Below are 23,326 nucleotides of genomic sequence, written 5' to 3'. Positions count from 1 at the left end.
GTGTGCCCGAGGGCACCGACACATTCGGGTCCACCGCACCGAAATCACTCACGCAGCGTCGAGAGGTCGACGCTGTCCACCTCGCTCGGGGCACGCAGGGCGGTGACGGTCGCCCAGTTTCGCGCCAGGAAGGAGGCGTCGGAATCGCCGCCTTCGGCTGCTATTTCATCGAATCGAACGGTGACGAATCCTTCTCCACGATCGCCTATCTCGGCCTGGACCGCGCCGTGGCGAGCCAGCGAGGCCGGGACGATTCCGGCGAAGTCCGACCGAGGAACGTCGGGAATGTTGACGTTGATCACGGCATCGACGGTCAGGTTCGCGATCATCCACGTCACCGCCAGATGTGCGACGTGTTCGGCGGTGTCCCAATGCTTCGGCCGCGTGGCGATCGACGACAGTGCCATGGCCGGGACTCCGTGCGTCATGGCCGTCAAGGCCGCGCCCACGGTTCCCGAATGCAGCACGGCGGCACCGGTATTGGGGCCGTGATTGATGCCCGAGAGCACTACGTCGGGTGGGTCGCCGAATGCCCCTCGGGTAGCGACGAACGCGATGAGGGCCGGTGAGGCCTGAACCGCGTACGCCGTCACGTCGGGCAGCCCCGCGATCCGGGTCAGCTCGATACCGAGGCGGTCGTCGACGCCCAGCCCCGTCAACGATGCACTGGCACCGCTGCGCTCCTCGTGGGGAGCAGCCACCACGACCTCGAGTCCGGCGTCGAGCGCGGCCCGTGCCAGCAGGGCGATGCCGTCGCTGCCTACACCGTCGTCGTTGGTGATCAGGGCCCTCACTTCTTGCCTGCCTTCTCGTAGCGCCGTACCTCGACCGACTCGGTCAGCCCGAGTACCAGGTCCTTTCGTCCGCTCCCGAGGCCGCGGCGGGTGACGTTGGCCGTACCCGCGCCGCCGCCCAGACGCAGCGCCTCCTGCATCGACATCCCCTGGGCGATGCCGGTGGCGATACCGGCGCTCATGGAGTCGCCCGCGCCGTGGTGGTCGACCATCTGCAGACCCGGGGTGACGATCTCCAGCACCTCTCCGTCCACCAGCGCCAGGGCGGGATCGTCCGCGCGTGAGATCACGACCACCTCGGCACCGTCGTCGTGCATCTTTCGCATGGCGTCGATCAGGTGCTTCGGGTCCTCGGACTCGGCTCCGCCGTCGGCGATGAGGTCCTCGTGACTGACCTTGAGTACGGTGAGCCCGCCGGCGAGAGCAGCCTGCATCGTCGGCCCGGACAGGTCGGCCACCACCGGGACATCGAGCGCCCGAAGGTCCGCGCACAGTCGCTCGTACATCTCCGCCGGCACGATGTCGTCGGTGTGCGGCCCGCCCAGGACGGCGACGTCGCTGCGGGCACCGGTGGCCAGCGCTGCGCTGAACAGATCGTCGAGTACGTGCCTGCTCAGTGGGGGTGGATCGACCGTGGCCACGACCTCGCGCTCGCCGCTGCGACGATCGTGGACGTAGGAGCCGCTCTCCTGGCCGATGTCGACGGAGACGACGGAGATGCCCTCACGCTCGACGATGCCTCGCAGCACCCCACCGATCTCCCCGCCGAAGACGCCGGCGAGTGTGACATCGAGACCGAGAACCGACGCCATCCGCGCAATCCAGTGGCCCTGACCACCTGCGTGTACGTGCAGTTCGGTACTGCCGTCGGGGGCGGCGTCGAGAGTCACCGTCAGCAATGGGGACGGGGCGAAAACGAGGGCGCTGGGTGTACGTGAGCTGGGTGCATGTGAGGAGGGAGACACCGATAGCGAATGCCCGCTGTGGCACGCCCGAAACAGGTGATCCCGTTCAGAATCGCCGACGCAGGCGCATTCCGATGGGGCGTCCGTCGGGGTCGACGAAGAGTCGATAGGCAAGTGCGGCCAGTCGCTGCTGCCAGACGGGCGGAACCTTGATGTCGTGTTTGCGCAGCCGGCCGACGGGCCGAGTCTTCGCGGACGGGTTGCGGTGCCAGTTGTCGAGTGCCGTTGCGCTCGCCGAGACCACGTCGAAGAACTGTTGCGGATCGACCAGGTCGGCGTCGTCGCCGTCGGCCCGTCCCAGATGCTCGCGGATCAGTTCGAGCCGGAGATTGCGGGCGTGGGTTCTGGCCCCGTCGCCGAGGCCCGCCGGGTCGAGCGGAGCGCGGTCGTCCCGTTGCTCGTCGATGATCGCCGCGGTCAGCTCCGAGTCATGGGTCCACGAGCGACGATTGAAGTTGTCCGATCCCACTGCTGCCCAGACGTCGTCGATGATGCAGACTTTCGCGTGCACGTATACCGGTATGCCGCGGTCGTTTTCGATGTCGAGTACCAGTACGCGGTCACCGCCGGCCGCCCGGATGACCTGAAGCGCCGCCGAGTGTCCCAGTAGCGCAGAGGGAATGGTCAAGTTGCTGTCGTCGTCGAGGTGCTTGGGGACCACCACCACCATCCGCAGATCAGGTTTGCGCTCCAGCGCCGCCGCGAACACCCGAGCGATGTCGACCGACCACAGGTACTGGTCCTCGATGTAGATCAACTCGGTGGCCCGGTCGAGAGCCTTGGCGTACGCGCGCGCCGCGCTGCGCTCACCCCGCGTGGCGAACGGGTAGGCGGGCCGCCGACGAGGGTAGGTGCGCAGCAGCTGCACCGAGCACGTGCCCTGCGGCTCCGGGGCCGCAGCCGCAGTCGGTAGTTCCGACGGCTCACGCGTGACGCCGCGCAGAAAGTCGGGGATGGCGTGCCACGGCAGGCGTGAGAGCGCCGCCGGATCTTCCCACCGTTCACGGAATACGTCCTCGACGTCTCGCACCGCCGGGCCCTCGATTTGTACCTGCACGTCGTGCCACGCCGGAATCTCGCCGTACTCGGGAGGGAAGGGACGCGAGACAGGATCGCCGAAATGATCGGCGTCGTCGCGTCGAGCACGGGCCAGGTCGATACCACCGACGAACGCGACATCGGGCAGATCATCCCTGCCGTAGCGAATGACGACGAACTTCTGGTGGTGGCTTCCGGTGACCAGCACCCGCTGATCGAGAATGACCTCGCCGCCCGCCTCCTCGAGTTTCTGTGCGAGCTTGCGGTTCTTCGGGCCGGTGAACCCGAGAGTTTCGATGTGGGAGCGCCACACCATGCCCTTGACGACGCCACCGCGATGTGCGACGGCGGACAGGGCATCTTCGACGGTCACTCCGTCGTCGGTGAGCAGCTGCTCCGGGTCTCCGCGCCAATCGGTGAAGAGCACCAGATCGCCGCGCTCGGTCTGCTCGAGAGCCTGCGCCAGCGCCGCGAAGTAGGTCTTGCCGTGAACCAGATTCTCGACGCGGTTGCCCTCGGTCCACGCCGAAATGCGGGTGTCGTCGTTGCCCCGCTCAGGAGAGGTGAGGAACCACGGGTGCGCGGGGTCGAAGTCGCGTTCGGGAGCGATCAGAGCGGAGGTGGAGCGGCCGAACTTCTCGGCAACTCCGTCGACGACGCGCCGAATGCGCTGCACTATCACGTACGCATCATTTCACCCGGTTTGAAGGTGCAAGTGGGCGGGCACCCCGGCGATATGACTCAGGTACCCAACGTCACGCTCAGAAATGGCAAGCAGATTCCTCAGCTCGGCTACGGCGTCTTCCAGATCGAACCGGACGAGACCGCGAAGGCCGTCGAGACGGCGCTCGAGATCGGCTACCGGCACATCGACACCGCCGAGATGTACGGCAACGAGAAGCAGGTCGGCGAAGGCATCCGCAACTCGGGGATCGATCGCGAATCGGTGTTCGTCACCAGCAAGCTCAACAACGGCTTCCACAAGCCCGACGATGCGCGCACGGCGTTCGACAAGACGCTCAGCGACCTCGGGACCGATTACGTCGACCTCTTTCTGATCCACTGGCCGCTGCCGACCCGCTACGACGGCGACTTCGTCTCCACGTGGAAGACGTTGGAGGAGTTCGTCGCCGATGGTCGCGCCCACAACATCGGCGTGTCCAACTTCCAGCCGGCCCACCTCGACCGGTTGGCGGAGGAGAGCGAGACGGTCCCCGCAGTGAACCAGATCGAGGTGCACCCGTACTTCGTCAACAACGAGGTGTGGGCCTACGGCCGTGAGCACGCCATCCCCACCGAGGCGTGGTCACCGATCGCCCAGGGCAACGTTCTCGACGACGCCGAACTGAAGCGAATCGCCGACGCGACAGGCAAATCCGTCGCCCAGGTGGTGCTGCGGTGGCACATCCAGCGCGGTAACATCATCTTCCCGAAGTCGGTGACGCCGGAGCGGGTGAAGGCCAACTTCGAGATCTTCGACTTCGAGCTCAGCGCGGCTGACGTCGATGCCATCACTGCACTGGACAAGGGCGAAGACGGTCGGAACGGTCCGCATCCGGACACGTTCGACATGATTCCCGACTGACACGTAACACTGTGGGCTCGAACATCATTCGATGTTCGAGCCTACAGTCATGTTAACGGACGGTCAACGCCGATCCGGTTGCTGCGGTGACCTCTTCTTCGGTCACTCCAGGTGCCAACTCCACGAGGGCGAGCGTTCCGTCTCCGACGACGTCGATGACGGCCAAGTTCGTGATGATTCGGTCCACCACGCCCTGGCCGGTGAGTGGCAGGGTGCAGGCTTTGAGAATCTTCGGATTGCCCTCGCGGTCGGCATGTTCCATGACCACGATGACGCGCCGGGCACCGTGCACGAGGTCCATCGCCCCGCCCATGCCCTTGACCATCTTGCCGGGCACCATCCAGTTGGCGAGGTCGCCGGTGCGTGAGACCTGCATGCCGCCCAACACGGCGGTGTCGATGTGGCCGCCGCGAATCATTCCGAAGCTCAACGACGAATCGAAGTACGCTGCACCGGGATTGACGGTGACGGTCTCTTTGCCCGCGTTGATGAGGTTGGCGTCGACCTCGTCCTCGGTGGGGTACGGCCCGGTGCCGAGGATGCCGTTCTCCGAGTGCAGAGTGACGTTGACCTTGTCGGTCAGGTACCCCGGAATCAGTGTCGGCAGTCCGATGCCGAGGTTGACGTACTCGCCGTCGACCATCTCGGCCGCCGCGCGCTCTGCCATCCGGTCGCGGGTCCATCCTGCGGTCATGCTCGAACTCCTGAACTGACGGTGCGCTTTTCGATGCGCTTGTCCTGGGGGCCAGTGTGGACGACGCGTTGAACGAACACGCCGGGCAGGTGCACGTGGGCCGGGTCGATCTCGCCGGGTTCGACGAGATTCTCGACCTGCGCGATGGTGATTCTGCCCGCCATCGCCGCGAGGGGGTTGAAGTTCATCGCGGTCTTGTCGAACACCAGATTGCCTGCAGTGTCGCCGGTTTCGGCGTGCACCAACGCGAAATCGGCGTTGATCGACTCTTCGAGAACATATCGCTTGTCGCCGAACACCCGAGTTTCCTTGGGCGGCGACGCGATCGAGACGGAACCGTCGGCGTCATAGCGCCACGGCATCCCGCCGTCGGCGATGGGGCTGCCGACCCCTGCGGGGGTGAAGAATGCAGGTACGCCGTTGCCGCCGGCGCGGAGTCGCTCGGCCAGCGTGCCCTGTGGGGTGAGCTCGACCTCGAGCTCGCCGGCCAGGTACTGGCGTGCGAACTCCTTGTTCTCGCCGACGTAGGAAGCAGTGACTCGTCGGATGCGACCGGCTGCCAACAGGATTCCCAGTCCGTAGCCATCGACTCCACAGTTGTTGGAGAACACTTCGAGTTCGGCGGCATCGGTGTTCGCGATGGCCTCGATGAGGGCATCCGGGATGCCGCACAATCCGAAGCCGCCGACCGCGAGGGTCGCGCCTCGTCCGATGTCTGCGACCGCGTCGGCAGCGGACGCGTAGGTCTTTCCAGTCACTTGTAGCTCCTGATGTGTTCGTCGAGCAAACGTAGTGGTCAGTGAACCTGAGCTGTGCCTTTATAGGAAGCACGCGCGGTCATCTGCTCGTCCGGTGAACAGATTCGGATGAGGCGTCCACTGAATGGACGTACGATGCCTGGGTGACGTCATCGGAAGCCAACGCCAGTGTGATCGGAAAGATCTGTTCGTTGTTGCGCGCAGCAGGTGCCGAGGAGCCGTCGGGTGCATCGACCACTGTGCTCGCGCGGGCGACCGGTATCGCACGCCCGACCACGCACCGGCTGCTGTCCACTCTCGCCGACCAAGGATTCGTGGATCGGGACGCCGGCACCGGTCGCTGGTCGCTGGGGCCGGAAATCTACCTGCTGGGGTCCATGGCAGCGCTGCGGTACGACATCACCGACCAGGCACGAAAAGTAGTGCAGGGGTTGGCCACCGAGAGTGGTGAGAGTGCGTTCCTGTCGGCCCGACGGGGATCGGAGACGGTGTGCCTGCTCCGGGTCGAGGGGAGCTTCCCGCTGCGGTCTCATGTGTTGTACGAGGGAATCCGACTGCCACTCGGAGTGGCGTCGGCGGGTCTGGCCATTCTGGCGCATCTACCCGATCGGGAGGTCGACGAGTACCTCGACGGCGTGGACCTGGTGCCGGAATGGGGGGAGAGTCACTCTCACAACGCTGTTCGCGAACGAATTGCCCAGACTCGCACCACGGGATTCGCCGTGAACCCGGCCCTGCTGGTGGAGGGTAGTTGGGGTCTCGGTGCCGCCGTCTTCGATCGAGCCGCCAAGCCGGCGTGGGCGCTCAGTGTGACCGGTGTCGAGACCAGGTTCCGCGAGGATCGGCGTCGCGAGCTGGGCACCCTGCTCCTCGATGCGGCGCACCGACTCACAGTGCAACTGGGGGCGCGGCCTGCTTAGTCTCCCAATTCGTTCAGGACGTCTGCGGCGTCCTGGTTGCCTGCGGCCGCCAACCTCTGCAACTCGGCGCGGTCACCGCGTTCACCGGCAATTTCGACGAGTATGTCGACGGCATCGCTGCTGCCTGCATCGGCAAGGGAGCGGAGTTCGTCGAGGTCGTTGCGGGAACCTGCGAGTTCCACCAACTCGTCGACGGCATCCTGGTCGCCGCGGGATGCGCGTGCGCGCAACTCGGCGAGTTCTGACGTGGATTCGGACTCGCTCATGGTGTGGAGTGTAGAGGGGTCTTCGCAGCTCAGCCGCGGCAATCTCGGCTGTCACGTTCTTGTCGGTGGCTCGGGTTAGTCTTCTTTCAGTTCGAACATCAGTTCTGGTTCGGTTCACTGGGGGGTGAAACCGATGGCAATACCGACCGTGTCACTGGACGCTTTGACCGCTGCCGCGCAAGCAGAAAACCGTCAAGCGGCCCGCAAGATCGCCGCGTGCTATCGCGTGCATTGCAACTGGATCACCCTCGACACCAAGCACAAGCACTACAGCCGATACGGACGCACCGAAATGGCGGTGGCGTTGGGGTGTTCGGCGACTGTTGCCGAGGCGTACATCTCGGTCGGAGTCGCCCTCCACACCCGACTGCCCCTGGTGAAGAAGGTCTTCGAGTCCGGGGAGATCGACCTTCCACGAGTACGGACTGTGTGCCGGATCCTCGACAACCTGTCCGACGACATCGTCAGGTCCGTCGAGGGTGAGATCGTCGAAGCCGCCCGCCGCAATTCCCCCGGTCCGCTCGAGAAGGAGATCTGGGACGTTCTGCTGCGCGTCGCCCCGGAGGAAGCGGCAGCGTTGCGGGAGTTCGCCAAGAGATTTCGCACCGTCACCTACAGTCCCGCCGGGGAATTGGCTCGCATCCGAGCTGAATTGACCGCGCCCGAAGCCGCCGCCGCATGGCAACTCCTCGAGGAGATGGCCGACACCCTCTGCCCGAAGGACCCCCGCGGTAAGAAGGAACGCCTGTGCGATGCGTTCATGGCCCGGATGCACGGCGAACCCCGCCTGGCGTGTCTGTGCCAGCGCGAGGATTGCCCGAAGACAGATGCTGAGCTGCCGGATCGGCGGGTGCCGTTGACGATGGTCACCGTCGATATCGCGACCCTCATCGGACTCCTCTCTGATCCGGCGTACCTGGCCGGCCATGGTTCGATCGACCCCGAACTTGCGCGGGAGTTGGCGCGCAACAGTCAGTGGCAGATCCTGCTCACCGAGGCAGTCACGCTCGCAGAGAAACTCGGCTTGGCGGTGCAGAACGCGGAAACTGGGGAATGGGAACGACGCACCGACGGCGAGACGGACAGGGCTGCAACAGAACCCGAAGCGGGAACGGTGGCGGACGTAGACGCAGACGTAGACGCGGATGCAAAAGGCAGAGGCAGAGGCAGAGGCAGAGGCAGACGCAGTCGAGGACGAGGACGAGGACGAGGACGCAGACGCAGACGAGGAGGCGTATCCGGACACCGACGCCGACGCGGCTGCTGACGCGGGTGCCGATACTGACGATGCTACGAATCAGGATGCCTACGCCGGTTCGGCTGCCGATGCAGAAGCAGGTGCGGAAGCTGCTGATGTTGATGCTGGAATTGGGTCGGCAACGGATTCGGGTGGAGAGTCTGATTCCTCTACCGAACCGACTTCGGCCCCTTCGCCTGCATGTGCACCCGGAGAGGACGTCTCGGCATCGACACCGGCGGCACCTAAAGTGCAGGTAGACGATTCCGAGACGAGCCACGAGTCCACGCACGTACCAGCGAACGACCCGTCCGCAACTCCCGAACCAAGTGCCGCTGGTCCTGTCCGGAAGCACGCAGCCACACGTGCGGGGGAACCAGCGGCCGACCCGCTAGCGGAGGCAACATCAGACACCGCCCACGACGTAGACGCGGAATGCACATCGCGGAAACCTGATAGAGCAGCAAGCTGTTCAGAATCGCGCCCTCCAGCAATAACATCCGGATCCAATACATCCGAGTCCACGACGAGAAGTCCGATGTCGGCGGAAAGCCCGGCATCAGGTCAAGGCTCGACTGCCAGTACCGCCGGCGACGGCAGCCGGCACCAACGCCGAACCGGATCGCTGACCTCCGCTGCAGCCCGGTTCTGTACTCACACACCCGTCGGCCGGGGCATACGGCACAGCTCTGCCCTCGACCTGACTGCTATCCACCGGGCCACCGACGCAACTATCAGCACATCGGCAGGCCGTACAAGGACCGGCCTCTTCCTCGGCAACGCCTCCCTCGCCGCCGCACTCGAAGCAGCCATCACCGCCAACCCCACCCTCGGCAAGCCCATCGGACGCGACCCGCTCACCGAACGGGCCCTCATCTACCGACCCGACACCCTCACCGCCGCAGCAGTCCGACTTCGCGACAGACACTGCCGATTCCCCGGCTGCCACCGACCCGCAGACCGCTGCCAACTCGACCACATCGCACCGTTCGACCACGCCAACCCCCGCGGCGGCGGCTGGACCACCGTCAACAATCTGCAGTGTCTGTGCGAATATCACCACACCGTCAAAACCGCGGGCTACTGGAAAGCCGTCATGCTCCCCGGCGGAGCCATCCTATGGACCTCCACCTCGAAAACTACCCGAATCACGCTGCCCGCCAACGGAACCGCTGTACCCATCCTCGGCAACGACCTCAGGCCACACATCCCCACCAAACCCAGACGATCCGGCATCATCGCCTACCCCGACCCACCCGACAATATCCCACCCGACAACACGCCACCCGACAACGAACAGCCCGCGACAGACGACACAGCAGCACCGCCCTTCTAGGCGATGCTGCCGTGAACTCCTGTGCCAGTGCCGTCAGTTCAGGTGCTGAATGTGATCGCGGGTGAATTCGATGCGCTCGTCCACCCGTCCGTCCCCAACCTTGTTCACCCACTCCGGATCGGAGAGCAGCGCGCGTCCGACAGCGGCCAGATCGAACTCGCCGTCCTGGAATTGGCCGACAAGCGCATCCAGTCCGGTGACACCCGACGCGGCATCCTCCGACCATGCCGACGTGAACACCGAGTCGAGGCCGACCGATCCCACGGTGATCGTCGGAACGCCGGTGAGTTTGCGGGTCCACCCGGCCAAGCCGAGCTTTCCGTCGTTACCGTCCAACTCCGGGAACGCGGCGTCCCAGTGGCGGCGCGTCGAGGCGTGCAGAATGTCCACGCCGGCGTCGACCAGCGGCGTCAGGATGCGTCCGAGTTCCTCCGGATTCTGGGCAATTCGAGCGTCGAAGTGATTGCTCTTCCACTGCGAGAAGCGGTATACGATAGCGAAATCCTCGCCCACCGCCGCGCGGATCGCGGCAACGACCTGTGCCGGGAAGCGGGTGCGAGCCTCGAGTGAGCCACCGAATTCGTCATCGCGAACATTGGTTGTAGCCCATAGGAATTCGTCGAGCAGGTAGCCATGTGCGCCATGCAGTTCGAGGCCATCGAAGCCGGTGTTCTTCGCGTTGACGGCGGCCTGTACCCACTGTGAGGTGAGCTCGTCGAGGTCGGCGTCGGTGAAGGCTCTACCGACCGACGAGCCGTCGAGCGCGATGCCGGAGGGGCTGACGGTGGTGACATCGGGGAACAGTCGGGGCTCGGTGCCACGCTCGACCCCGAGGTGCCACAACTGAGGGATGATTGCGCTGCCCTCGGAGTGGACCGCGTCGACAACGTCTTTCCATCCCCCGAGGCTGTCCTCGCCGTAGATCCGCGGTACTCGGGTGTGCGGTCCTGCGGCGGGGTCGGGGATGTACGTGCCCTCGGTGATGATCAGGCCGGTGCCGCCGGCGGCGCGCTTGCGGTAGTACTCGGCGACATCCGGGCCGGGGATCCCGTCGGGAGAGAAGGCGCGCGTCATCGGGGCCATGGCGAAGCGGTTGCGCAGCTTCAGCGACTTGACCTCGAACGGCTCGAAGAGCCCGGTGGTGGACAGGTGCTGTGTCGTGGATGAAGTGTCGGTCACGCCTGCCAACAACCTGGCCCGACTCCGAGCTATTCCCCCTGCTGGGCTGTTAGCGTCGAAGCACTATGAGCCAGTCGCCGCTGATATCAGCTTCCGAATTGCACGGTCTGTTCGAGATGGGTCGCGGCCCGGTGGTTCTGGACATACGGTGGACCCTCCAGAACGGCAGTGACAGAGCAGGTTACGAGGCGGGTCACATCCCGAATGCGCAATTCGTCGACCTCGGCACCGAACTGGCGGCACCGGCGGACGACGGGAGTGGAGCCGGCAGGAACGACCCGAATCACCGTGGCCGGCATCCGTTGCCCGACGCGGACACGTTCGTCGCGGCAATGCGCGGAGCAGGGGTCAGTGACGATTCCGCGGTGGTGGTCTATGACGCGGGACCCGCGACCGCTGCTGCGCGCTGCTGGTGGCTGTTGCGCCACTTCGGCCACGCCGACGTGCGGGTGCTAGACGGCGGTCTCGCGCAGTGGATGGCCGCCGGATTCCCGGTCGGTACCGAACCATCCATCGTCGCCGCCGGGTCCTTCACCGCGCGGCCATCCTTGGCGCGGGTCCTCGACGTCGACGACGTACTCGATTTCGCTCGGGACAACGTACTGCTCGACGCGCGGGCACCCGAACGATTCCGGGGCGAGGTAGAGCCAGTCGATCCTGTTGCCGGGCATATTCCCGGAGCGGTCAACAGACCGACCACCGAGAACGTCGATTCGGACGGACGATTCCTCGATCCCGAGGTACTCAATGGCACATTTGGTGGACTTGTGCCGGACGGGAAAGACGTCGCCGTCTACTGCGGATCCGGGGTGACCGCGGCGCATCAGATCCTGGCTCTCGAGTTGGCGGGCATCGACGCGGCGCTGTATCCCGGTTCGTGGTCGGGTTGGATCACCGACCCAACGCGGCCACGCGCATGAAACGCTCTCTGACCACGCTGTTCATGCACCCAGGGTTGAACTTGAATCTGACTTCAACTATACCTGGGGCATGAAGGTAGAAGGCAAGGTCGCCATTGTCACCGGTGGTGGTGGCGGAATCGGTGGGGCCATCGCCGCTCGACTCTCCGAACACGGGGCACGCGTCGTCGTCTCCGATCTGGACGAGTCCACCGCGAGATCCGTCGTCGACGCCATCGAGCGAGAACGGCCCGGTACCGCCATTGCCGCCGCGGCGGACGCGTCGAGCATCTCCGATATCGAGCGGTTGATCGCGCAGGCCGAGGAATCGTTCGGTCCGGTCGACCTCTACTTCGCCAACGCAGGCATCAGTGGTGCCCCCGGACTCGACGCGGACGAGAAGGAGTGGGACCTCTCGTTCGACGTCAACGTGCGCGCGCACATCCGGGCTGCGCAGCTGTTGGTGCCGGGTTGGCTCGAGCGCGGTGAGGGATATTTCGTCAGCACCGCCTCCGCAGCCGGTCTGCTCACCCAGATCGGTTCGGCCACATACGCAACCACCAAGCATGCTGCCGTCGGATTCGCCGAATGGCTCAACGTGACCTACGGCAACCGGGGCATTCGTGTCAGCTGCCTGTGCCCGATGGGCGTCAACACCAAGTTGCTCTACGAGGGGCGTGAGTCCGGAGATGCGTTGGGAGCAGCGGCAACTGCCGCAGTCCTCAGTGCCGGCGCCGTGCTCGAACCCCTCGACGTCGCCGACGTGGTGTTGGATGCGATGGACCGCGAGCAGTTCTTGATTCTGCCGCACGAGAACGTGCTGGACATGTACCGCAACAAGGGTGCCGATTACGACCGGTGGTTGCGCGGCATGCGTCGCTACCAGGACAGCTTGCTCGACAACAACCGATAGGGGCCCACCGTGGCATTTTTCGAGACCAGCGACCGCGCGAAGAAGTACGAGTCGGATCTGCTGGAGTTCATGGACTCTCATGTCTATCCGGCCGAGGCAGTGTACGAGCAGCAGATGCTCGAGGCCGGTGACCCGCACTTCCACCCGCCGATTCTCGAGGATCTGAAGAAGGAAGCGCGGGCACGTGGACTGTGGAATCTGTTCCACCCGCACCCCGAGTGGGGCCCTGGTTTGACCAACCTCGAGTACGCCCCGCTGGCCGAGATCATGGGCCGCAGCATGCTCGCACCCGAGGCCTGCAACTGCAACGCTCCCGACACCGGCAACATGGAAGTGTTCACGCTCTTCGGTACGGACGAGCACAAAGAGAAGTACTTGAAGCCGTTGTTGGACGGCAAGATTCGGTCTGCTTTTGCGATGACCGAGCCCGACGTGGCCAGCTCCGACGCCACCAACATCGCGATGAAGATGGACCGCGACGGGGACGACTTCATCCTGAACGGTCGCAAGTGGTGGACGTCCAATGCGATGCACAAGAACTGCAAGGTTCTCATCGTCATGGGCAAGACCGATCCCGAAGCCGCGACGCACCGTCAACAATCGATGCTGGTGGTGCCCATCGACGCACCCGGTGTCACGGTGCTGCGCAACCTGCCGGTCTTCGGATACATCGATCGTGAAGGTCACGCCGAGGTGCTGTTCGAGGACGTTCGGGTGCCGGCGAAGGATGTGTTGAAGGGGCCGGGTGAGGGATTCGCCATCAGCCAGGCCCGCTTGGGGCCGGGTCGCATTCACCACGCCATGCGCACCATCGGGGTGGCCGAGCGTGCGCTCGAATTGCTGTGTCGCCGTGCCGCATCGAGAGTCACCTTCGGTAAGCCGGTGGCCATGCGCGCGAACATCCAGGACTGGATCGCCGAGGCGCGCATCGACATCGAGAAGACACGGCTGCTCACGTTCAAAGCCGCGTACCTGATGGATACCGTTGGGAACAAGGAAGCGCGCACCGAGATCGCGGCCATCAAGGTTGCTGCGCCCGAGATGGCGTTGAAGATCATCGACCGTGCCATTCAGGTCCACGGTGGAGGGGGAGTGTCCAACGACTTCCCGCTCGCGATGATGTACGCCCACATCCGCACCCTGCGTTTGGCCGACGGTCCCGACGAAGTGCACAAGATGTCGATCGCGAAGATGGAGCTGAAAAAGTACCTCTGATCGTAGGTCGCCACAGGAAGGTAAGCCTGTGCTAATTTCTGCCGATGAAAAGGACCTTCCTGGGGTGCGCCCTCGCCATGGCCACGGCACTGACGCTGGCTGCGTGTAGTAGCGGCTCCGCTGACGATGGCGTGTCCGACGACCGTACCGTCACCGTCGACACACTCGCTGGGCCCATCGAGGTCATCGGTACGCCGGAACGCATCGTCGCCTTCGGGCAGCAGTGGGTAGATGCACTGCTCGAATTCGATGTGCAACCCGTCGGATACGTCTCCGCCGGGTCCAACGGGAACGAGCGGGGCCTGTACCCCTGGCAGGCCGAGGTGGCGGGTGACGCCGTCATGCTCGACGCCTCTGCCGTAGACCAGGTGGATGGGGCTGTTCCGACGGAAGAAATCGCGGCACTGCAGCCCGATCTGATTCTGGTGGCGGGGATCGGGTCGATCGATCCGTATCGAGTGCTGTCCGACATCGCGCCGACGATCTTCCCCAAGACCGAGAAGGTCGAGACCTGGGAGTCGCAGATCGGCACGTTGGGGCGGGTGCTCGATCGTGAGGACGACGCGCAGCGGATCATCGACGAGGGCCGAACCGTCACCGATGGCTTCCGGCAGGAGTATCCGAGGCTCGACGGTAAATCGGCGGTGTTGTCCCAGTTCGTCTTCGAGACTCAGCAACTGGCCGTTGTCGCTGACCCGGAGGACGGTGCGGCGCAGGTCTTCGACAGCCTCGGGCTCAGTGTTCCGCAGGATCTGGTGAATTCGCCCGACATCTCCCACGGCCGCATCGTGCTGAGTCCCGAACGGCTGGACGTACTCACGGCAGACCTCGTGGTGATTCTCCCCAACGGAGGCACCCGAGAAGACCTGAACAAGCTCCCCGGGTTCACGAGCCTGCCCGCGGCGACCGGCGGCGGAGTGGCCGTCGTCGACTACGCCACGGTTGTCGGCTTCAACACACCGTCGAAGGCGTCGATCGAGTTCGCGCTCAACGAGATTCGTCCCCAACTCGAAGCAGTGGGTAGCTAGCTTCCGGGTGACCAGGACGGGTCGCGGCCGATGAAGGCCATCAGCCTGTCCTGAGCGGATGCGCTGTCGTCGACAGGTACGGCGGGACCGTATTGGCCACTTTGTCGCAACATCTGCTCCATCGGTCGCATTGCGTCGAGGGCCGCCGCGGAGCGACTCTGGCCCAGATCAGGTTCTGAGCCAAGGGCTTTCGCGAGATCCCAGGAGTGCATCCAGATGTCGGCGGTGTAGAACATGCCGATTGCCTTGTCCACCGGCATGTCTCCCGTGTGTGGATTGCTCAGAATGCGATCGGCGGGGTCGTCGAGGATGGCCTGAATGTCGGCGACGTGGTGCCTCCAGGCGGCTTTCGGGTCGGCGTCGATGTCCAGGGTCTGGAACTCGATTCCCGCGCCGCCCGCGAGAAAGCCGCGGGACCACTCGATCAGATGCTTCACGACATCGATTGCAGCCCAACCGGCTACCGGGCTCGGTCGAGACCAGTCCTCGGGCGAGGCGGACTCGACAAGCGCCGTGAACGCCGCCGCGTCCTGTCGGTGTTGCTGGGCCGGACCCTCGCTTTGCCCGAGTAGCTCGTCGAGCTTGTCGTAGCCTTCCTTCACCCCGATGTCCATTCCGCTGGACAGCATGCCGTCGCGAGTCGCGAAGTCCGACATCACACTCAGTATCCTCAACCGTGTTCCGCCCTCGCCTCGGCCCTCGAAGGTGAGCGTCTCGAGGGCAACCGAATCGGGCTGACCCTCGTACGTGAACGTCCACACGATGCGCTCGTTGTCCCTGACTTCGTGAAAGCTGCCGAAGAAGGCCGCGATCTCCTCGCCATCGCGGTCGTTGGCGAAAGCCCAGGCACCTCCGGTGTGGCCCTGCCACTTCAGGATTCGGGTCGTCAACGACCGTGGACCCACCCACTGCCTGTACAGCTCGGGGTCGATGTGAGCGCGGAAAACCTGCTCCGGCTCTGCATCGAACTCTCGAACGATCTCGATCGTGGGCACTGTCTCGTCCGCGACTATCTCGGTTTCGTGTGCAGTCATGACACTTCCTTCGTCTCGGTTGTCTTATCGTCTGCGAGGGTGTCCAGAAGCGCGTCGAGGCGGCGATAGCGCTGTTCTGCCTCCTGGCGATACCGCTCGATCCATTTCGCCATCAGGCCGAACACCTCCGCATCCAGATGCACCGGACGACGCTGGGCATCCTTGGTGCGGGTGACCAGACCGGACTCCTCGAGTACCTTCACGTGCTTCGACACTGCTTGCAGGCTCATCGCGTACGGCTCGGCCAGTTCGCTGACATTCGCGTCACCGCCGGCGAGCCGCGCCACCATGTCTCGGCGAGTGGGATCGGCCAGGGCTGCGAACGTTCTGTTGAGCTGCTCGGTTCGATCGTCCATGGTGTCCTCGCTGTCGTTATTGTCGAGAATAGGCCGCCCACCGAACGTAGTCAACCAATTGGTTGAATACGCTGATCGCCTACCCTTCAGCCCATGAGTGTCGGCGATGACATGGTGCGGGACGTTCTTTCCCGGCCTCAGGGGCATCCGCTACGAGTGGCGATCGATGGCGTGACGGCCTCGGGAAAGTCCACCTGTGCGCGATGGTTGGTGGATGCGGTCGCGGCGCATGGCCGTCCGGCCGTGCATGTGACGATGGATGGCTTTCATCACCGGCGGGCGCACCGCTATCGGCAGGGTCGGGCGTCGGCTCTCGGCTATTACCAAGACGCATACGACTTCGACGCGCTGTGTCGGCATGTGTTGATTCCATTGGGGCCGAACGATAGTGGATCTATTCGGCGTCGAATCATTGATCTGGCCACGGACGAGCCGGTGGATGATCCACTCGAACCGGTGCCGATCGACGCAATAGTGGTGGTGGACGGCACGTTCTTGCATCGGCCCCCGTTGCCGGATTACTGGGACTACACCGTCTTTGTCGATACCCCCATGGACGTCGCACAGGCTCGAGGTGTTGCCAGGGACGCGGATGCGCTAGGTGGTGAACCTGCTGCTGTCAGGGCCTTCGAGCAGCGGTATCACGCGGCGTGCCGCATCTACCTGGACGAGGTCGATCCGCGCTCGCGAGCCACGCGGGTTCTGCCCGGCATTGACAGCCTGCTGTCAATAGATCAATGATGGACAGCATCCTGTCAATCGATGTGAGGACGTTGCGATGATCACCATTGCGCTCTATGCCACCGACACCATGGCCGACTGGGAGTACGGGTATCTCATAGCCGGACTCGCCATGGCCCGGGAGCAGGACCCGAGCGCCAATCGTCTGATCGTCGCCTCCGAGACCGGGGCAGCCGTCACGACGATGGGGGGACTGCGCATCACTCCGGACGTCGGCTTGGCTGATCTGCCGGCACTCGACGCATTGATCCTGCCGGGCGCGGACAGCTGGGAGTCCGGCCACGGTCCGATACTGAAGGTCGCGGCCGAGCTCGTTGCGGCGGGTACTCCGGTTGCTGCGATCTGCGGCGCAACGTACGGCCTGGCACGAACCGGGCTGCTCGACGACCGGCCGCACACCTCGAATGCCGCCGACTTTCTCACGCAGGCAACACAATACCGCGGTGCCGACTTCTACCGAGAAGAGGAAGCGGTGTCCGACGGCACCGTGATCACTGCCGGCGCGACGGCACCTATCGAATTCGCCAAGCTCGTGTTCGAGCGGTTGAACGTGTTTCCGCAACCCGTTGTCGACGCCTGGTACGGCCTGTACACGACAGGGGAGCGGAAGTACTACGACCAGCTCACGGGCGCATGACTCGGCGCACCCCCGACGGTGATGCGCTCACTGCCCTGGTGTTGCCCGTCTTCGAGCTGAACGGCGAGTTTCTCGCTGCGGCACACGACATCACCGAGCCGACAGGCCTGACGCCGGCATGGTGGCAGGTTCTCGGCGCCACGCTCGACGAGCCCCTCACAGTGGCGGACATCGCGCGACGAGTCGGGCTCGGATTGGCCCGACAGAGCGTGCAACGCACTGCGAATCTCCTGGTGGACAAAGGCTGGGCCGTCTACGTCGACAACCCCAACCACAAGCGCGCGAAGCTGTTGGAGCCCACTTCCAAGGGACGCGACACCGTTGCAGAACTGCGGGATGCACAATACGCGTGGTCGGACGCGGTGGGTGCCACGGTGGGTGAGCGCGAGTTACGTTCCTTCGCAGCGACCCTGGAAAAGATTCTCGAGGCCTCCCGCGACTATCGCGGCAGCAGTGCATAATTCGGGTATGACGGCCCTCGCGATCGTAGTGTCGGGACTCTTGGCCGGTTTGTTGTCGCAGCCTGACGGGGTCGATCTCTTCGGGAGCACCAGCGTCGTTTCGGTGGTGTTCTTCAGCGGCGGTGGGGGAGTCGCGCTGGCGGTGACCGTGGCGTCCGTGCTGGCGATGGTGGTGCGTCGACGAAGAATTCTGGCCGGACTCGCTATTTCGGCGGCCGTCGTCGCCGGACTGACTTCACGGCTGATGCCCTCCGATCTGGCAGAGGTGCTGGCAGGCGGGGTTCTGTTGGGCTGCACCGCAGTATGGGCGAATGGCGCACGAACTCGACAGGCGTTGCTGATCGCGTCGTTCCTGCTCGGACTGCTCAGTGTCGGCGCGGTCGAGGCCCTCCAATACCCCGGCGTCCCGCGTCGCTACGCAGACTATTTCACCGAATCCGATATGGGGACACCGGTGATCGTTCCGGTGTTGTGCGTGGTGGTGGTGCTGGCTGTGGCTTGGGCAGCTCGCGTCGAACATCATCATGACAACCCATCGACCGATCGGAGCATCCGCGCAGTCGGGGCGATACTGCTGATTTCGGTCGGTGGACTACTGCTCGATATCGCGTTCGGACACAGCGTGTTTCAGAGCGAGTACGGCCTTACCGGTCGCTGGTACTTCGGGATCCTGGTCGTACCACTACTACTCGCGGCCGCTGCTCTGCTGCCGGGTCGAGGCGGCATCATGGTTCTGGCCGGGACGGCAGTGTTGATCACCTCGACCACTACCGCTGGGGTCGGTATCGACGTGTCGGACGGAGTCTGGGTGCTCGGGCTCGTTGCCGTCACGGCAATTTCGGTAGCGGCCGGCGCGCTAATCGGAGTGAAGTGGGGTCGTCCGTTTGTCGGGTTCACAGTCCTCGGGGTCGTCTGCGTGACAGCACTGCTGGAGCGTCCTCCACTCGACAACGTCCACTTCGTGGCGAGTCTGCTGATCTTTCCGGCCGCTGCGGCGTATCTGTACGTCGCGTGCACGCCCGCCACGCCGACGGCCTCGACACTTGGCCTGGCAGTGCCGGTTGCGATCACCGTGCCCATGATCGTCACCTACGGATGGACGGCGTACACCCCGCTGACCTCCATCGACACCAGCACGATCTCGCCCAGCGCCGACCTGTGGCTGTCGACGGGCGCGGCAGTGGCGACAGTGGTGCTCGCAGGCGTCGGGACGCGGTTCCTCGGTCGTCGGCCACAGCAGATTTAGCCGTCGGAGTACCGTTTTCTCACATGGCTTACAGATACCTCGGAAACAGTGGACTGAAGATCTCGGAGATCACCTACGGCAACTGGTTGACGCACGGATCGCAGGTGGAGAACGACATCGCCGCCGAGTGCGTACGCGCCGCTCTCGATGCCGGTATCACCACTTTCGACACCGCAGACGTCTACGCGAACGGAGCGGCCGAGACGGTGCTGGGTGACGCACTGAAAGGTCAGCGTCGGGAATCGCTCGAAATCTTCACCAAGGTCTACTTCCCCGTCGGACCCAAGGGCCCCAACGACACCGGACTCTCACGCAAGCACATCTTCGAAGGAATCGACGCGTCGTTGCGTCGGCTCGGTACCGACTACGTGGACCTCTTCCAGGCGCATCGCTACGACGTGGAAACTCCGCTGGAAGAGACCATCGCCGCGTTCGGTGACGTCGTCCGTCAGGGCAAGGCGCTCTACATCGGCGTCTCCGAATGGACGGCCGATCAGCTGCGCGCAGGGCAGGAACTCGCCCGTCGGAACGGCTTCTCGATCATCTCGAATCAGCCGCAGTACTCGGCATTGTGGCGTGTCATCGAGGATCAGGTGATCCCGACGTCGAAAGAGCTGGGCATCTCGCAGATCGTGTGGTCGCCCATCGCGCAGGGCGTGCTCACCGGCAAGTACCTTCCCGGCCAACCCCTGCCCGACGGTTCGCGCGCCAAGGACGACAAGGGTGGCGACAAGATGATCGCGCGCTACCTCGACGATCAGACGCTCACCCGGGTACAGCAACTGAAGCCCATCGCGGACGATCTCGGAATCACCATGGCGCAGTTGGCCGTTGCGTGGGTGCTGGCCAACGACAACGTATCCGCCGCACTGGTCGGTGCCTCGCGTCCGGAACAGATCGCCGAGAACATCAAGGCATCGGAGGTCACTCTCGACTCCGACGTTCTCGCCAAGATCGACGATGCTCTGGGTGATTCGGTGGAGCGTGACGCGGGCAAGACGGGTTCGCCGGACGCGCGCCTGGTCTGACCGCCTGCCTGCGTCGGTCCGACCGGGACGGGGTAACAATGAGGTATGGACATGATCACCGTCGATACACCCCAGGGCCAGGTTCGCGGTCGGACCGACGCAGGTGTCACCTCGTTCCTCGGAGTGCCGTACGCAGCGCCCCCGTTCGGACCGCACCGGTTCCAAGCGCCGACACCACCGCCCACGTGGGACGGGGTGCGCGACGCACTCGAGCTCGGTGCCACCGTTCCCAAGGTGGGTTACCGTCCGCCGACCAGTGAGATCCTCAGTGAGCCGGTGGTGCCCGGTGACGACTGCTTGAACGTCAACGTGTTCACCCCCGATGTCGACGGATCGGCACCGGTGTTCGTCTGGATCCACGGCGGGGCATTCGTCAACGGCAGCAACGCCATTCCCACGTACGACGGCTCCGCCTTCGCCCGCGACGGCGTCGTGGCCGTGGTGATCAACTACCGACTCGGCGTCGACGGCTTCGCGCTGATCGACGGTGCCCCTGCCAACCGCGGGATGCTCGACCAGGTTGCGGCCCTCGAGTGGGTCCGTGACCACATCGCGGCCTACGGCGGCGACCCGGCCCGAGTGACGATCGCCGGGGAGTCGGCCGGCGCGATGAGCGTCGGCACCTTGATGTCGATGCCCCGCGCCGAGGGACTCTTCCAGCGAGCGATTCTTCAGAGCGGTGCCGGTCACCACGTCATCACCGCCGAGACCGCCGCGAAGGTTTCCGCTGCTCTGGCGTCCACGCTCGGCGTCGAGGCGACCGTGGACGGGCTCGGGTCGGTGGCGGTGGACGCCCTGGTCGAAGCCCAACGCGATCTGTCCGACCGCATCACGGCCGAGGCTCCGACCGGCGCATGGGGTGAGCTGGCCCTGAACGTGATGGCTTTCGAGCCGTGCATCGACGGTGATGTTGTTCCTGCGCTGCCGTTTTCGCGCATCATCAGTGACGGCGCGAGCGCACAGGTGGATGTGCTGATCGGAACCACCAGCGAGGAACATGCGTTCTTCATCGTTCCGGCAGGGCTCGTTCCGCACATCACCGAGGACTACGTGACGATGGTGCTGGCCGGGTATCGAGCCGATCCGTCGGCGCTGGAGAAGTACCGCGAACAGCTCCCCGATGCCTCGGCCGGCGAGCTGATGATCGCGGTCATGACCGACTGGTTCTTCCGCATCCCGGCCACACGGCTGGTCGAGGCCCGCTCCGGCAATGCCTTCGTCTACGAATTCACTTGGCGCTCATCGCTGTTCGACGGCAAGCTCGGAGCCTGCCATGCGCTGGAGATCCCGTTCGTGTTCGACACGCTGCACAAGCCCGAGACCGCACGGATCACCGGCGCGAACCCGCCGCAGAAAGTGGCCGACGAGATGCACCGTGCATGGGTCGACTTCGTGCGTGACGGTTCTCCTGGATGGGACCTCTACGGCAGCGACCGTGCGGTGATGATGTTCGGCGACGAGCCCGGCATCGCCCTGGATCCGAGGTCTGCGACCCGGGCGGTGTGGGACGGGGTTCGCTGACTTTCCTTCATAACCTCCGAACGTGGTCTGCGAGGCCCCCCGCCGGCGGGTTAACCTCGGATATGCGCAGATTCCTTTCTGGTGTCCGTACGAGTACTCCGGTCCCAGCACGGCCTGCTCGGGTCGTGGTGGTCGGTGGCGGTTTCGGCGGTTTCAACGCCCTGCAGAGGCTTGCGAAGCTGCTGGGTCCCGATCGCGCAGTGCTGACGTTGGTGGCTCCCACCGACTACCTGCTCTACAGTCCGCTGCTGCCCGAGGTCGCCACCGGTGTGCTCGATCCGCGGGATATCGCCGTCTCGACCCGGCAGGCGCTGCCGCGGGTCGGGTTGGTGCTCGGACACGTCACGACCGTCGATTTCGAGTCGCACGAATTGACGGTGACCGGCCCCGACGGCGATTCGACGCTCGAATGGGACAAGCTGATCCTGGCACCTGGATCGGTGACCAAGCAGTTCGACATCCCGGGCGTCGACGAGCATGCATACGGACTCAAGACCCTGAGCGAGGCTGTGTACATCCGCAACCACGTGCTGGCGCAACTCGATGCGGCCGACGCTCTGCCCGACACCCCGGAAGGTCGGAGGGAACGCGCCGAGCGAATGACGGTCGTCGCTGTGGGTGCGGGGTACACCGGCACCGAATTCGTTGCGCAGATGCAGAATTGGATCACCGGCATCGCATCGCGGTGGGCCAGCGTCGACCCGGACGAGGTGCGCTGGCTGCTGGTCGACGTGGCCGACGCAGTGCTGCCGGAACTGGGCGCTCGACTGGGCAAGGAAGCGCTCGCAGTGCTTGCCGAGCGCGGCGTCGACGTCCGGCTGGGGGTGTCGGTGGCGTCGGCCACGGCGACGTCGGTGACGCTCACCGACGACGAGGTCGTTCCATCCCGCACTCTCGTCTGGGGAGCGGGCGTCGCCGCGAGTCCGATCATCGCCCGTCTGGGTCTGCCCACCGAGCGCGGCCGCCTCGTCGTGGGTGCCGATATGACCGTGCCCGGAGTGCCGGATGTCTGGGCGATCGGTGACGCAGCGGCAGTCCCGGACATCGCCGCCGATCCGTCGAAACCGACACCGCCGACGGCGCAGCACGCTCAGCGCCAAGGTGTTGCCGTCGCCCGCAATGTCGCAGCCTCACTCGGCGTAGGGGAGGCCCGTCCGTACAAGCACAAGGATTTGGGCCTCGTTGCCGATCTCGGCGGATTTGACGGCGTCGCAAAGCCTCTCGGTATTCCGTTGACCGGACCGGTGGCGAAGTTCGTCGCACGCGGCTACCACCTGTACGCCCTGCCCACGGTCTCGGCCAGGGTGCGGGTGGCCACGGATTGGCTGTACGCCTCGGTGCTGCCGACCCGGGTTGTGAACCTTGCCCAGGTGCGGTCCGAGGATGCGCTGATCAAGAAGGCTCAGGGAATCGATCTGTACGAGTGAGTGCCTACGGCAGTGGCGTGGTTGAGCGCCTTCTGGGGCACTCGACCA

24 protein-coding genes are annotated in these 23,326 nt (G+C 64.7%); 15 read left to right on the top strand and 9 right to left on the bottom strand.

Features of this window, described 5'->3' with window-relative positions; genetic code table 11:
* Positions 1-44 precede the first annotated feature (44 nt).
* The 3 genes from surE to ACIGGF_RS15560 form a co-directional block, all read right to left on the bottom strand.
* Positions 45-794 carry a 5'/3'-nucleotidase SurE gene (surE, locus tag ACIGGF_RS15570; protein WP_397522160.1) on the bottom strand — a complete coding sequence of 250 codons (750 nt, stop codon included), beginning with the start codon at positions 792-794 and terminating at the stop codon, positions 45-47.
* Entirely contained in the window at positions 791-1,684 is an 894-nt protein-coding gene (locus ACIGGF_RS15565) for a 1-phosphofructokinase family hexose kinase (protein ID WP_397522159.1), read from the bottom strand. Before ACIGGF_RS15565 ends, surE begins: the two co-directional genes overlap by 4 nt.
* Positions 1,685-1,805: 121 nt before the next feature.
* Positions 1,806-3,479, bottom strand: a complete 1,674-nt coding sequence (locus ACIGGF_RS15560) for a phospholipase D family protein (protein WP_397522158.1) — start codon at positions 3,477-3,479, stop codon at positions 1,806-1,808.
* Between the two features lie 54 nt (positions 3,480-3,533).
* Here ACIGGF_RS15560 and ACIGGF_RS15555 point away from each other — a divergent pair, with 54 nt between their 5' ends.
* Positions 3,534-4,382: an aldo/keto reductase gene (locus ACIGGF_RS15555; protein ID WP_397522157.1), complete on the top strand. Its 849-nt coding sequence runs from the start codon at positions 3,534-3,536 to the stop codon at positions 4,380-4,382.
* Positions 4,383-4,434: 52 nt separating this feature from the next.
* On the opposite strand, the gene ACIGGF_RS15550 is transcribed toward ACIGGF_RS15555, so the two are convergent.
* Together ACIGGF_RS15550 and ACIGGF_RS15545 are read right to left on the bottom strand one after the other, a co-directional pair.
* Positions 4,435-5,076, bottom strand: coding sequence for a 3-oxoacid CoA-transferase subunit B (locus ACIGGF_RS15550; RefSeq protein WP_397522156.1), 642 nt, complete (start codon positions 5,074-5,076; stop codon positions 4,435-4,437).
* Complete coding sequence (locus tag ACIGGF_RS15545) at positions 5,073-5,834, bottom strand: CoA transferase subunit A (protein WP_397522155.1); 762 nt, start codon at positions 5,832-5,834, stop codon at positions 5,073-5,075. Before ACIGGF_RS15545 ends, ACIGGF_RS15550 begins: the two co-directional genes overlap by 4 nt.
* A 143-nt stretch (positions 5,835-5,977) precedes the next feature.
* On the opposite strand from ACIGGF_RS15545, the gene ACIGGF_RS15540 reads away from it, so the two are divergent.
* Positions 5,978-6,754: an IclR family transcriptional regulator gene (locus ACIGGF_RS15540; RefSeq protein WP_397522154.1), complete on the top strand. Its 777-nt coding sequence runs from the start codon at positions 5,978-5,980 to the stop codon at positions 6,752-6,754.
* On the opposite strand, the gene ACIGGF_RS15535 is transcribed toward ACIGGF_RS15540, so the two are convergent.
* Positions 6,751-7,020: a hypothetical protein gene (locus tag ACIGGF_RS15535; protein WP_397522153.1), complete on the bottom strand. Its 270-nt coding sequence runs from the start codon at positions 7,018-7,020 to the stop codon at positions 6,751-6,753. The two genes, ACIGGF_RS15540 and ACIGGF_RS15535, sit on opposite strands and share 4 nt — an antisense overlap.
* A gap of 133 nt (positions 7,021-7,153) precedes the next feature.
* Here ACIGGF_RS15535 and ACIGGF_RS15530 point away from each other — a divergent pair, with 133 nt between their 5' ends.
* Together ACIGGF_RS15530 and ACIGGF_RS15525 are read left to right on the top strand one after the other, a co-directional pair.
* Entirely contained in the window at positions 7,154-8,287 is a 1,134-nt protein-coding gene (locus tag ACIGGF_RS15530) for a DUF222 domain-containing protein (RefSeq protein WP_397522152.1), read from the top strand.
* Positions 8,288-8,795: 508 nt separating this feature from the next.
* Complete coding sequence (locus ACIGGF_RS15525) at positions 8,796-9,593, top strand: HNH endonuclease signature motif containing protein (protein WP_397522151.1); 798 nt, start codon at positions 8,796-8,798, stop codon at positions 9,591-9,593.
* A gap of 33 nt (positions 9,594-9,626) precedes the next feature.
* Here the strand turns inward: ACIGGF_RS15525 and ACIGGF_RS15520 are convergent, their stop codons facing one another.
* Positions 9,627-10,772, bottom strand: a complete 1,146-nt coding sequence (locus ACIGGF_RS15520; RefSeq protein ID WP_397522150.1) for an NADH:flavin oxidoreductase — start codon at positions 10,770-10,772, stop codon at positions 9,627-9,629.
* A gap of 65 nt (positions 10,773-10,837) precedes the next feature.
* On the opposite strand from ACIGGF_RS15520, the gene ACIGGF_RS15515 reads away from it, so the two are divergent.
* The 4 genes from ACIGGF_RS15515 (at position 10,838) to ACIGGF_RS15500 (ending at position 14,827) form a co-directional block, all read left to right on the top strand.
* Positions 10,838-11,692 carry a sulfurtransferase gene (locus ACIGGF_RS15515; protein ID WP_397522149.1) on the top strand — a complete coding sequence of 285 codons (855 nt, stop codon included), beginning with the start codon at positions 10,838-10,840 and terminating at the stop codon, positions 11,690-11,692.
* A 70-nt stretch (positions 11,693-11,762) separates the two neighbouring features.
* Entirely contained in the window at positions 11,763-12,584 is an 822-nt protein-coding gene (locus tag ACIGGF_RS15510) for an SDR family oxidoreductase (RefSeq protein WP_397522148.1), read from the top strand.
* A gap of 69 nt (positions 12,585-12,653) precedes the next feature.
* Positions 12,654-13,799: an acyl-CoA dehydrogenase family protein gene (locus ACIGGF_RS15505; protein WP_397522199.1), complete on the top strand. Its 1,146-nt coding sequence runs from the start codon at positions 12,654-12,656 to the stop codon at positions 13,797-13,799.
* A 44-nt stretch (positions 13,800-13,843) separates the two neighbouring features.
* Positions 13,844-14,827 carry an ABC transporter substrate-binding protein gene (locus ACIGGF_RS15500; protein ID WP_397522147.1) on the top strand — a complete coding sequence of 328 codons (984 nt, stop codon included), beginning with the start codon at positions 13,844-13,846 and terminating at the stop codon, positions 14,825-14,827.
* Here the strand turns inward: ACIGGF_RS15500 and ACIGGF_RS15495 are convergent.
* On the bottom strand, positions 14,824-15,861 hold the full coding sequence (locus ACIGGF_RS15495; RefSeq protein ID WP_397522146.1) for a TIGR03086 family metal-binding protein: 1,038 nt from the start codon (positions 15,859-15,861) through the stop codon (positions 14,824-14,826). The genes ACIGGF_RS15500 and ACIGGF_RS15495 overlap by 4 nt on opposite strands.
* Positions 15,858-16,217: an ArsR/SmtB family transcription factor gene (locus tag ACIGGF_RS15490; RefSeq protein WP_397522145.1), complete on the bottom strand. Its 360-nt coding sequence runs from the start codon at positions 16,215-16,217 to the stop codon at positions 15,858-15,860. Before ACIGGF_RS15490 ends, ACIGGF_RS15495 begins: the two co-directional genes overlap by 4 nt.
* Before the next feature lie 93 nt (positions 16,218-16,310).
* On the opposite strand from ACIGGF_RS15490, the gene ACIGGF_RS15485 reads away from it, so the two are divergent.
* The 7 genes from ACIGGF_RS15485 (at position 16,311) to ACIGGF_RS15455 (ending at position 23,278) form a co-directional block, all read left to right on the top strand.
* Positions 16,311-16,958 (top strand): hypothetical protein, encoded by a 648-nt coding sequence (locus ACIGGF_RS15485; RefSeq protein ID WP_397522144.1) that lies wholly within the window; start codon positions 16,311-16,313, stop codon positions 16,956-16,958.
* Positions 16,959-16,995: 37 nt separating this feature from the next.
* The gene (locus ACIGGF_RS15480) at positions 16,996-17,595 is read left to right on the top strand and encodes a DJ-1/PfpI family protein (RefSeq protein WP_397522143.1); all 600 of its coding nucleotides are present in this window, start codon (positions 16,996-16,998) and stop codon (positions 17,593-17,595) included.
* Entirely contained in the window at positions 17,592-18,056 is a 465-nt protein-coding gene (locus ACIGGF_RS15475; RefSeq protein WP_397522142.1) for a MarR family winged helix-turn-helix transcriptional regulator, read from the top strand. The genes ACIGGF_RS15480 and ACIGGF_RS15475 overlap by 4 nt, the downstream gene beginning before the upstream one ends.
* Before the next feature lie 7 nt (positions 18,057-18,063).
* Positions 18,064-19,302: a hypothetical protein gene (locus ACIGGF_RS15470; protein ID WP_397522141.1), complete on the top strand. Its 1,239-nt coding sequence runs from the start codon at positions 18,064-18,066 to the stop codon at positions 19,300-19,302.
* A 23-nt stretch (positions 19,303-19,325) separates the two neighbouring features.
* On the top strand, positions 19,326-20,330 hold the full coding sequence (locus ACIGGF_RS15465; RefSeq protein WP_397522140.1) for an aldo/keto reductase family protein: 1,005 nt from the start codon (positions 19,326-19,328) through the stop codon (positions 20,328-20,330).
* 51 nt (positions 20,331-20,381) lie between these two features.
* Positions 20,382-21,851 (top strand): carboxylesterase/lipase family protein, encoded by a 1,470-nt coding sequence (locus ACIGGF_RS15460; protein ID WP_397522139.1) that lies wholly within the window; start codon positions 20,382-20,384, stop codon positions 21,849-21,851.
* Between the two features lie 125 nt (positions 21,852-21,976).
* Positions 21,977-23,278, top strand: a complete 1,302-nt coding sequence (locus tag ACIGGF_RS15455) for an NAD(P)/FAD-dependent oxidoreductase (RefSeq protein WP_397522138.1) — start codon at positions 21,977-21,979, stop codon at positions 23,276-23,278.
* Positions 23,279-23,326 lie beyond the last annotated feature (48 nt).

The sequence above is a fragment of the Rhodococcus sp. NPDC078407 genome, assembly GCF_044542515.1.
Lineage (GTDB): Bacteria > Actinomycetota > Actinomycetes > Mycobacteriales > Mycobacteriaceae > Rhodococcoides.
This window is presented reverse-complemented; position numbering and strand designations above follow the sequence as displayed.

Excerpts from the sequence above, each read along its gene's own strand:
- ACIGGF_RS15495 (WP_397522146.1), bottom strand. The coding sequence starts at position 15,861 with ATGACTGCACACGAAACCGAGATAGTCGCGGACGAGACAGTGCCCACG.
- ACIGGF_RS15510 (WP_397522148.1), top strand. The coding sequence starts at position 11,763 with ATGAAGGTAGAAGGCAAGGTCGCCATTGTCACCGGTGGTGGTGGCGGA.
- ACIGGF_RS15505 (WP_397522199.1), top strand. The coding sequence starts at position 12,654 with ATGGACTCTCATGTCTATCCGGCCGAGGCAGTGTACGAGCAGCAGATG.
- ACIGGF_RS15530 (WP_397522152.1), top strand. The coding sequence starts at position 7,154 with ATGGCAATACCGACCGTGTCACTGGACGCTTTGACCGCTGCCGCGCAA.
- ACIGGF_RS15470 (WP_397522141.1), top strand. The coding sequence starts at position 18,064 with ATGACGGCCCTCGCGATCGTAGTGTCGGGACTCTTGGCCGGTTTGTTG.
- ACIGGF_RS15460 (WP_397522139.1), top strand. The coding sequence starts at position 20,382 with ATGATCACCGTCGATACACCCCAGGGCCAGGTTCGCGGTCGGACCGAC.
- ACIGGF_RS15515 (WP_397522149.1), top strand. The coding sequence starts at position 10,838 with ATGAGCCAGTCGCCGCTGATATCAGCTTCCGAATTGCACGGTCTGTTC.
- ACIGGF_RS15525 (WP_397522151.1), top strand. The coding sequence starts at position 8,796 with ATGTCGGCGGAAAGCCCGGCATCAGGTCAAGGCTCGACTGCCAGTACC.
- ACIGGF_RS15500 (WP_397522147.1), top strand. The coding sequence starts at position 13,844 with ATGAAAAGGACCTTCCTGGGGTGCGCCCTCGCCATGGCCACGGCACTG.
- ACIGGF_RS15535 (WP_397522153.1), bottom strand. The coding sequence starts at position 7,020 with ATGAGCGAGTCCGAATCCACGTCAGAACTCGCCGAGTTGCGCGCACGC.
- ACIGGF_RS15480 (WP_397522143.1), top strand. The coding sequence starts at position 16,996 with ATGATCACCATTGCGCTCTATGCCACCGACACCATGGCCGACTGGGAG.
- ACIGGF_RS15490 (WP_397522145.1), bottom strand. The coding sequence starts at position 16,217 with ATGGACGATCGAACCGAGCAGCTCAACAGAACGTTCGCAGCCCTGGCC.
- ACIGGF_RS15485 (WP_397522144.1), top strand. The coding sequence starts at position 16,311 with ATGAGTGTCGGCGATGACATGGTGCGGGACGTTCTTTCCCGGCCTCAG.
- ACIGGF_RS15465 (WP_397522140.1), top strand. The coding sequence starts at position 19,326 with ATGGCTTACAGATACCTCGGAAACAGTGGACTGAAGATCTCGGAGATC.
- ACIGGF_RS15550 (WP_397522156.1), bottom strand. The coding sequence starts at position 5,076 with ATGACCGCAGGATGGACCCGCGACCGGATGGCAGAGCGCGCGGCGGCC.
- ACIGGF_RS15555 (WP_397522157.1), top strand. The coding sequence starts at position 3,534 with ATGACTCAGGTACCCAACGTCACGCTCAGAAATGGCAAGCAGATTCCT.
- ACIGGF_RS15475 (WP_397522142.1), top strand. The coding sequence starts at position 17,592 with ATGACTCGGCGCACCCCCGACGGTGATGCGCTCACTGCCCTGGTGTTG.